Source organism: Pseudomonas sp. Q11 (assembly GCF_024494355.1).
Lineage (GTDB): Bacteria > Pseudomonadota > Gammaproteobacteria > Pseudomonadales > Pseudomonadaceae > Aquipseudomonas > Aquipseudomonas hefeiensis.
The window spans coordinates 189,349-198,224 of the sequence record NZ_JAKNQY010000010.1 but is presented as its reverse complement, the minus strand read 5'-3'; the positions used below and the strand labels follow the sequence as shown (position 1 = coordinate 198,224).

Here is an 8,876-nt window from a genome sequence, read left to right as displayed (position 1 = left end):
CCCATGTGAGAGTAGGTCATCGTCAAGATTAAATTCCGAAACCCCTATCTGCTGACGCAGGTAGGGGTTTTGTTTTGCCTGTAATAAATGTTTGCCGACGCTGGTAATAAATTTGCACAGTTATTTTCAAGCCAGAGCACTAGAATAGCCTCCACCCTAGTTGAGCCAGAGCTCTTTATGCCCGATCCGTTTGACACCCCTCGGTTGTCAGATCTGCCGTTGGATGACTTGGTGGCGTGCCATGAGTGCGACCTGTTGATGCGCAAGCCTCAACTGGCTCATGGCGAAAAAGCCGAATGCCCCCGTTGTGGGTATGAGCTCTATGCTCACCGCCACAACGTGGTTGAACGCAGTCTTGCCTTGGTCATCGCGGCCCTGTTGTTGTATGTGCCTGCGAACTTTTTACCCATCATGCAGCTCAATCTACTCGGGCAGTCCTCCCAGGACACCGTTTGGAGTGGCGTGGTCGGTTTGTTCAATACCGGCATGCAAGGCGTATCGGTGGTGGTATTCCTGTGCAGCATGGGCATTCCGCTGCTTAAGCTGCTTTGCCAACTGGCCGTACTGCTGACCATCCGCTGGAATATCGGCCGTAGCTACGGTTTATTGCTGTATCGCATTTATCACCATTTACGCGACTGGGGCATGCTGGAGGTCTATCTCATGGGCGTGCTAGTCGCCCTCGTCAAGTTGGCGGACATGGCCGCCATCACCGTAGGCCTTGGCTTGGCGTGCTTCATCAGTTTGTTGCTGGTCCAAGTCTTGCTGGAGGTGGTGATGTCGCCACATCAGATATGGCAAGCGTTATCAGGAGAGGATGCCCATGCGGGCGATTGATGCGGGCATCTGGATTTGTACCGAATGCCATGAGTTGAATCGGCAGGACGCTGACGTTGATACACAAACCTGTACCCGCTGCGGCGCTCTGGTTCATCCTCGTCGCCCGAACAGTTTGATGCGTACATGGGCGTTATTGATCACCGCCGCGATTCTCTACATTCCTGCCAACATATTACCGATCATGACCGTCAACTCGTTGGGACAAGGTGCTCCCAGCACCATCATGGCCGGGGTCATCGAGTTGGTTCAGCACGGCATGATTCCGATCGCCGCCGTGGTGTTCATCGCCAGTATCGTCGTGCCGACCTTCAAGCTGGTGGGCATTGGCTTATTGCTGTTTTCCGTGCAGCGGCATCAGCCCATGTCTGCGCGGCAACGCATCCTTATGTACCGCTTTATCGAGTTCATTGGGCGCTGGTCGATGCTGGATATTTTTGTGATCGCCATTTTAGTGGCCGTGGTGAATTTTGGCCGGCTCGCCAGTGTCGAAGCCGGTCTTGGTGCAATCGCTTTTGCCAGCGTAGTGATTTTGACAATGATTGCCGCAGTAACTTTCGATCCCCGACTGATTTGGGATAACACGGAGTCGGATGACGACCATGACTGATTTGCCTACCGCTAAAACCCGACCGGCTTCGAACTGGTCCGCCGTCTGGGTCCTGCCGCTGATTGCCTTGATCATCGGCGGCTGGCTCGGCTGGCGGGCTTACAACGAAACCGGTATCGAGATTAATGTGCGCTTTGAAAGTGGCGAGGGCATTCAGGTCAACAAGACTGAAGTTGTCTACAAGGGTATGCCGGTCGGCAAAGTGAAGACCCTCAAGCTCGATGACGAAGGCAACTCCAAAGGCGTAGTCGCGACCATTGAGATGAACAAGGACGTCGAGCAATACCTCAAGACCGGGACACGTTTCTGGCTGGTCAAACCGAGCGTGACGTTAGCCGGGATCACCGGTCTGGAAACCCTGGTCTCCGGTAACTACGTGGCCATCAGCCCGGGGGAAGGGGAGCCGATTCGTAAATTCAAGGCCCTGGCCGAAGAGCCGCCACTGTCGGATGCCAAGCCGGGTTTGCATCTGACTCTCAAGGCCGAGCGGCTGGGCTCGCTGAACCGTGGCAGCCCGGTGTTCTATAAACAGATTCAGGTCGGACAGGTGAAAAGCTACCTGCTATCCGAGGACCAAAGCACGGTCGAAATCAAAATCTACATCGAACCGACCTATGCCAGCCTGGTGCGCAAACATACGCGTTTCTGGAATGCCAGCGGTATCAGCATCGACGCCAACCTGTCGGGCGTCAAAGTGCGCAGCGAGTCCCTGGCGAGCATCGTGGCCGGTGGTATCGCGTTCGCGACGCCGGAGAGTCGCAAAGACAGTCCGCCCACGGACCCGAGCCTGCCGTTCCGTCTTTATGAAGACTTCGACGCAGCCGCTGCCGGCATCCGCGTGAAGGTCAAGCTCAGCGACTTCGAAGGGTTACAGGCCGGTCGTACCCCAGTCATGTACAAAGGCATCCAGGTCGGCAGCCTGAAGAACCTCAAGGTCGATCCGGATCTGTCCAGCGCTACCGCTGAATTGACCCTCGATCCACTGGCTGAAGATTACCTGGTGACCGGCACTCAGTTCTGGGTGGTCAAGCCGTCGATCTCCCTGGCGGGGATTACGGGCCTTGAGGCGTTGGTCAAAGGTAACTACATCGCCATACGTCCCGGTGACAAGGGTGGTGCGCCGCAACGCGAATTTGAAGCCAGGCCGAAGGCGCCACCGCTGGACTTGCGTTCGCCCGGGCTGCACCTGGTCCTGCTCACTGAAAACCTGGGCTCACTGGAGGTCGGCAGTCCGATTCTCTACAAACAGGTCAAGGTTGGATCGGTACAGAGCTACCAGTTCTCCCGCAAGAAAAAGCAGTTGATCATTGGTGTGCACATCGAGAAGGAATACGAAGGTCTGGTCAACGGATCGACCCGGTTCTGGAACGCCAGTGGGATTACGCTCACGGGTGGTTTGACGGGCGGTATCCAGGTCAAGAGCGAATCGCTGCAAAGCCTGATGGCCGGCGGCATTTCTTTCGAGACGCCGGAACCCAATGTGCCGTTGAAAAGGCGTATCCCACGGTTCCGCCTGCATGCAGACCGTGAAGCCGCGCAACAGAAAGGCACAATAGTGACGATCAAGGTCGATCGCGCCGACGGTTTGCGCAGCGGTACGCCGATTCGCTTCAAAGGGCTGGATGTGGGCAAGATCGAGGACGTGGACCTCAGCGCCGATATGCAATCAATCCTGCTCACCGCGCGTATCACCGAGGTGCCGGAACGTATTGCCCGGGTCGGCTCTCAGTTCTGGGTGGTCAAGCCCGAACTGGGGCTGATGAAAACCTCGAACCTGGAGACGCTGGTGACAGGGCAGTACATCGAAGTACAACCACCGGTGAAAAACCTGGGGCCGCAGAAAAATTTCGTGGCCCTCGCCAGTCCGCCGCAAAACGTTGTTCCCGAAGCCGGTCTGAGTCTGGTGTTGAGCGCCGCTCGCCGTGGTTCGTTGAAGACCGGTGTGCCGGTGACGTATCGCGAGATTACCGTGGGCAAGGTTACCGGTTATGAATTGGGCCAGACGGCGGACCGTGTGCTGGTCCATATCCTGATCGAGCCCAAGTACGTGCCACTGGTGCGCAGCGGCACACGGTTCTGGAATACCAGTGGCTTCGGCATGGACTTCGGGCTGTTCAAGGGCGCGACGGTGCGGACTGAGTCGCTGGAGACGCTGATCCAGGGCGGCATCGCTTTTGCCACGCCGGATGGCGAGCGGATGGGCAATCCGGCGCGACCGGAGCAGACCTTCCCGTTGTTTGATCAGTTTGAAGAGGAGTGGCTGACCTGGGCGCCGAAGATCAAGCTGGGTAAGTGATCGGGGGCAATCAGTCTGTTCAGACGCCATCGCGAGCAGGCTCGCTCCCACACAATGCATGTCGTGCCTGATTGCCATGAACGACGCTAACCTGTGGGAGCGAGCCTGCTCGCGATAATCCTCAAAAGCCCACCGCAATGAAAAAGGCCGCGATCCATTGGATCGCGGCCTTTTTTGTGTCCGGCTATTCACCTCAAACCGGATCGAGCTCCGGCTCGTCGGCCTGTACGTTCACCGTGGCTTTCACCGCATCGTGACGACGGATGTATTTCCAATCCGCCTCGTCGATGTAGATGCCGTTCGGGCCGCTGCCGCCTTCCAGGTCGATGGCGACACTGGCGCAGACTTGCGGCTTCACACTGGCCAGGATCGGTACGAAACCCAGTTGCAGACTGGTTTCCAGCAGCGCGGCCTGGTTTTTCTCGTCGATGTCCGCCGCTTCGTCAAGGTAGTACGGCAGGCGCACGCGCCCGGCCTGTTCGCGGTCCATCAGGTGCAGCAACAAGTACATGTTGGTCAGTGCCTTGATGGTCATCGTTGTGCCGTTGGACGCCGCGCCATCGATATCGGTGTGGATCACGGGCTGGCCGTTGACCTTGGTGATCTCGAAGGCCAGTTCGAACAGGTCTTTGAGTCCGAGCTGGTTGTGGTTGGCCGCCACCAGCCGAGCCAGGTATTCCTTGGCCTCTTCGTTCTTGTTGTCCTGCTCGGCGCTCTGGCTGAGGTCGAACACCGACAGGGTCTCGCCTTCCTCGTACTGGCCGGCGCTGTGGATGATCTGGTCGATGTGCTTGAGCGCTTCCTTGTTCGGCGCCAGAACGATCCGGAAGCTCTGCAGGTTGGAGACCTGACGCTTGTTGATCTCGCGGTTGAACAGCGCCAGTTGATGCTCGAGGCTGTCGTAGTCGCTGCGGATGTTACGCAGGGTCCGGGCAATGTCAGTCACCGCCGCACGGCGCGCCTTACCCAGGGTCAGGGCTTCGTCGGTGCGGTGGGCATAAGCGTTGATCAACAGTTGCAGACGGCGCTCCATGTCGTCTTCGCTGTCGAACTTGGCCACGCCCTTGAGGCGTACCTGGGCGTACAGCGCTTCGATCTGGCCATCGACCCGCAACAGGCCCTGCCAGCTGTCCTGATAGTCATTGAGCAGCGGCAGCAGGTTATCCATGGAGTCGTCGACCGGGTCCATGAACGGCGTGCCAAATGGCAGGTCCGCCGGCAACAATTGACGACGGCGCAGGGCATCGTCGAGGGTGCGTTGCTTGGCTTCCATGTCGGCGATCTGCCGGCCCACCAGTTGCAACTTGGCGGACAACTGCTGGACACGTTCGGTGAAGGCGTCGCTGGAACGCTTGAGTTCGTCCTGGGCGGCTTCCATCTGCGCCAGTTGTTCGAGCTTATCGCCTTCTTCGGCGCTCAGGGTTTGAGCGCGACGGAAGTCTTCCAGAGCTTTTTGCGCATCCAGCACCTGCTGGTACAGCGCTTCGGTCTGGGTCTTGCTCGCGGCCCGGTCGGCGGCCACCGCTTGCTGGGTCTTGAGCTGTTTGAGTTCTTTTTCCAGCCGTTCTTTCTGGTCCCGCAGCGCGGCGCGGTCGGCCAGGGCTTGCAGGGCCGGCGGTTCGATGTGGGACAGGTCAATGGACAGGCCCGGTACTTCGAAACGTTCACCTTTGAAGCCGTCGAGGATCAGTTCCATGGATTTGACCCAATCGCCGTTCTCGTCCAGCGCGATGCCGTGCTCGCCCAGCGGCAGGCTGAACAGCGCACTGTTGAACAGGCGCATCAGGCGTTCAACGTCCTGTTGCGAGAATTCTTCCCGCAGACGGGCGTAGCTGTTGTTATCGGCGTGATCGAGTTGCTGCTTGACCGACTTCAGGCGTTTTTCCAGATCCCGCAGGCGCTCATCCAGGTCCTCGGCGCTGAACTGGCGGGACTGGGCCAGGGCACCGGCCAGTTCATCGTGGGCATCCTTGGCCGCGAGCAGTTGTTGCTCGAGGACCTTGACGTCATCCACCAGGGCAAAGCGGTTCTTGAGCACCGACAGTTCGCCAATCCAGCGCTGGATACCGCTGATTTCCCGTTCCAGGCGCATCAACTCCTGAGTGCCGCCGCGCTGGTCGTTCTGCAGCGAATCCTGCTCGTTACGGTAGTGTTCGGCCTGGATGGTCAGCTCTTCCTTGCGCGCACTGGCGTAGTCCGACCAGGTGCCCAGCAGCGAGTCGAGCAACGGTGACAGGCGATGCAGTTTGCCGCGCAGTACATCGCGCTGCTTCACGCCATTGGCCAGGGCCTCCACCAGCGGACCGGCAGCCACCAGGGAGTTGTAGTCCTGTTCCATGCGTCGTACATCACGGAAGGCCTCTTCACACGCGGCGATGTAATCCACGCTACCGGAACGCAGGCTGTGCTCGAACGCGTCGAGGAACAGTTGCTTGAGCTTGGCCGCAGTAATTTCGCGCATGTGCAACAGGTTGATGAACAGCGCGCGGAAGGTCTTGAGGCTCTGTTCGCTGGTGGAACGTAGTGGGATCAGCGTCAGGTCCAGTGGAATCGAGGTATGACCGCCCACCAACAGGCGTCGCAATTCATCAGGCTTGAGTTCGTAGGCTTTGAGGCCTTCACGCTCCAGGTTGGTGAATAGCTCTTTGTGACGCAGGCAGGTGTCGTCTTTCTGATAATGGGCCAGGTCCAGCTTGCCGGCGTAGGCAAAAAACTGGTGGCCGAAACCGCCGCCGGGGCCGCGTCCGACCACACCGATCACGTGCGGGCCGTGGGGCAGGGCGACTTCCACCAGGATGTAGCTGGTGTCCGAGGCAAAGTAGAACCGCCGGGATTGCTCCAGGCTGTACTTGCCGAAGCTCATGTCCGACATGCGCGCCAGGATCGGGAACTGCAAGGCGTTGATCGACGCGGATTTACCGAGGTTGTTTGCGCCGTACACCGACAGCGGTTCTTCCAGCGGGAACAGACCCAGGCTGTAACCGGCGGTGTTCAAAAGGGCAAAGCGGCGGATACCGTAGCGTTCCTTGCTCATGCGTCGGTCTCCTGTTCTTCGGCAATGGCGCGGGCCAGTGCGTCTTCTTCGCTCTCAGCGTCAAAGGGGCTGAGGTCCAGCGGATCATCGGTTTGCAGCAGTTTCTCGTCGCTGTCTTCGTCGATCAGCACCGGCACGGGCAACGGCAGCACGCTGTGCAGGCTGGCGGCCAGGTCGCGGTCCTGCTGGACCGACAGGCAGACGTCGAGGAAACGGTGCATCGGTGGCAGGAAGCGGTACACGCCGTTCTCTTCGCTGGCAAAACCCAGTTGAGTCATGCGGCGCATGATTTTTTCTTCCAGCTCTTCCTGGGTCTGCACTTCGGCCTGAAGGAACAGGTCGCGGTACTTTTCCAAAAGCGATGGCAACTCATCGCGGCCCAGGCTACCACCGTCGAGCACGGCAATCGGGTCGCGGCCCTGGTCGGCCAAGTGCTCGACGAGGATGAAGGTGAACAGCGCCAGGCGTTGGGCGGTCTTGTTCACCGCGGCGGCAGCCAGGTCCGGCACAAAATAGTAGAAGCCTCGGGTGTCACACACCAGCTCAAAACCCAGGGCCTTGAACAGCGTGCGGTACTGGTCCTGGAAGTTCGACAGTTGCGCGTACAGCTCCGGGTCGCGGCGGCTGACGTGATAGCCCTTGAACAGCTCGCGAAAAATCGGTGCCAGTTGGGACAGTTCGGATAGATCAAGATGCATGAGGGATGCTCGCAGAATCCTCGGCGGCGGTGTCGCGGGCCGAGAGCAGGGCGAAGGAGCGCAGGCTGACCTGATGCTCGTGAGTGTGGTAGTCGCGGCGTTCCAGACGCTCGCGCTTGAAACGTTTTTCCCGCGACAGGCGCGAAAACCAGTACAGCAATTCGTCGGTGGCGCCGTCTGGCTCCTGTTCCAGCAACCAGGTCATCAGATCCGGCATTGGCAGCGCGTCTTCGCAACGCTCGACCATCTCGCGCACGGTACGCGGCGCGCGCGGCGCCTCACCACCCTTGTGGGTTTTGTGAGACTTGGGGAAGCGCGCCGGTTTCGGCTCGAAACGAGCCAGGGCGTACACGTAGGCTTCGACCTGACTGGCGCTGCCCAGGAAGGTGCTCTGCGGCCGCGTGAACAGCGGCATGGCGGCTTGGGGCACGGCGTCGATGCCTTTACGGCGAATGGCGGCCAGGGCCAGGGCCGCGCCACGGGTCACGGCGTTGTGGCGGCGAGCCTCTTCGCGCAGTGGCAGCAGCAGCTCACGGGCATGGCGCAGCGTCAGTTGGGCGCTGGTTTGCATTTCGAGGATGCGCGCGTGGGTGCGCAGCAACATGTCGTCGTCCACCAGGTGACCGAGGCGCTGCTGTTCGGTGAGCATGCGCAATAACACGTTCTCGACCTTGCGCACGCCTTGTTCGAACGCGCCATCGGCGTTCACCAACTGGATCATCGGTTCGACGTATTCATCCCAGGTCGCCAGCACTTCGGCGTAGCGCTGGCGCAACGGAATCTGCCGGTCGCTGGTCTTGGCCCGTTCGGCCACCGCTACCAGTGCCTGTTCGTCGTTGGCGAGTTTCTTGAGTACGTCCCGCACGCGCATGTCCAACAGGCGCAACTGGCGGGCCAGGTCGTTGCCGTCGCGTATGTCGAACGCGTCCTGGATGTAGCCGGCCAGCCGCTCAAGGTGGCGCAGGTAGGCTTCGATTTCCAGGCACAGGCCGAGGCGGTGTTCGCGGCGCAGGTAGGCGAGGAAGTCATGGATCTGGGCATTGAGCTCGAAACGGTTCGGGCTTTTTGCCACTGGTACGAGGATATCCAGGCGGATCCACACGTCCAGCAGGCTGGTAATGTCCTGGGGCGTGCTGTCCAGTTGTTGGGCGGCCAGCTGTGAACGCAATTCGTTGAGGCTCAGGGTGCCCTGGTCGAAGTGCTCGCACAAAGGTTCCAGCAATGCCCAGTGTTCAGCGAGGGCGCGCAAGACGCGCTTGGGTTCGATCATCGCAATGGCCGTCGGGTTGGCAATTAAAAGGGGCGATTGTACTGCATCAGGCCGGTTGCGATTCACCCCTGAGACGGACTGTCGGTTGAATCGCTCAACTATTGATTCAACAGGGAAGCGATCTGCCTCGA

General features: G+C 59.6%; 6 protein-coding genes. 3 read left to right on the top strand and 3 right to left on the bottom strand.

The window, feature by feature from the left end:
• Positions 1 to 177: 177 nt before the first annotated feature.
• Genes MA884_RS13410 through MA884_RS13400 form a run of 3 tightly spaced genes read left to right on the top strand, consistent with a single transcriptional unit; the run spans position 178 to position 3,743 of the window.
• The gene (locus tag MA884_RS13410) at positions 178 to 837 is read left to right on the top strand and encodes a paraquat-inducible protein A (RefSeq protein ID WP_256230973.1); all 660 of its coding nucleotides are present in this window, start codon (positions 178 to 180) and stop codon (positions 835 to 837) included.
• A complete protein-coding gene (locus tag MA884_RS13405) occupies positions 824 to 1,447 on the top strand; it encodes a paraquat-inducible protein A (protein WP_256230972.1) in 624 nt (207 codons plus the stop codon). Before MA884_RS13410 ends, MA884_RS13405 begins: the two co-directional genes overlap by 14 nt.
• The gene (locus MA884_RS13400) at positions 1,440 to 3,743 is read left to right on the top strand and encodes a PqiB family protein (protein WP_256230971.1); all 2,304 of its coding nucleotides are present in this window, start codon (positions 1,440 to 1,442) and stop codon (positions 3,741 to 3,743) included. Before MA884_RS13405 ends, MA884_RS13400 begins: the two co-directional genes overlap by 8 nt.
• 193 nt (positions 3,744 to 3,936) lie before the next feature.
• On the opposite strand, the gene mksF is transcribed toward MA884_RS13400, so the two are convergent.
• From mksF to mksB, 3 genes are read right to left on the bottom strand one after another with little or no spacing between them, the layout of a single operon-like run.
• Positions 3,937 to 6,777: an Mks condensin complex protein MksF gene (gene mksF, locus MA884_RS13395; protein WP_256230970.1), complete on the bottom strand. Its 2,841-nt coding sequence runs from the start codon at positions 6,775 to 6,777 to the stop codon at positions 3,937 to 3,939.
• Positions 6,774 to 7,475, bottom strand: a complete 702-nt coding sequence (gene mksE / locus MA884_RS13390) for an Mks condensin complex protein MksE (protein WP_256230969.1) — start codon at positions 7,473 to 7,475, stop codon at positions 6,774 to 6,776. The genes mksF and mksE overlap by 4 nt, the downstream gene beginning before the upstream one ends.
• A complete protein-coding gene (gene mksB, locus MA884_RS13385; RefSeq protein ID WP_256230968.1) occupies positions 7,465 to 8,745 on the bottom strand; it encodes an Mks condensin complex protein MksB in 1,281 nt (426 codons plus the stop codon). Before mksB ends, mksE begins: the two co-directional genes overlap by 11 nt.
• Positions 8,746 to 8,876: the final 131 nt, after the last annotated feature.